The sequence below is a fragment of the Pseudomonas sp. AC463 genome, from assembly GCF_979253585.1.
The window spans coordinates 1-467 of the sequence record NZ_CEEDDZ010000114.1 but is presented as its reverse complement, the minus strand read 5'-3'; the positions used below and the strand labels follow the sequence as shown (position 1 = coordinate 467).

Genomic DNA, 467 nt, shown 5'->3' with positions numbered 1-467 from the left:
ATCCTTGACCCCAGGCGCCCAGCGCTCGGCGAGGATCTTCAGGGTCGAGACATCCAGATAGCGATAGTGGAAGTAAGCCTCCAGGGCAGGCATGTACTTATAGAGGAAGCGGCGATCCTGCCCGATGCTGTTGCCGCAGATCGGCGACTTGCCCTTCGGCACCCACTTTTCCAGAAAGGCGATGGTCTGCGCTTCCGCCTCGGCCTGGCTGATACGGCTCTCGCGAACCCGCTGGGTGAGGCCGCTTTCGCCGTGAGTGCGCGTGTTCCACTCGTCCATGGCGGCCAGGCGCTCATCGCTCTGGTGCACGGCGATCACCGGGCCCTCGGCCAGCACGTTGAGTTCGGTATCGGTGACGATGGTGGCCATTTCGATGATGACGTCCGTCTCGGGGTCGAGACCGGTCATCTCCAGGTCGATCCAGATCAGGTTCTGTGGATTCTGCATGCTGCGCTCCTCTGTAGTGC

At 62.1% G+C, this 467-nt stretch carries 1 protein-coding gene; it reads right to left on the bottom strand.

The annotated features are described in order from the left end of the window. A partial coding sequence (gene orn, locus AC0IYH_RS29350) for an oligoribonuclease (RefSeq protein ID WP_471837548.1) occupies window positions 1–447 on the bottom strand: 447 nt, incomplete at its 3' end. Between the last annotated feature and the right edge of the window lie 20 nt (window positions 448–467).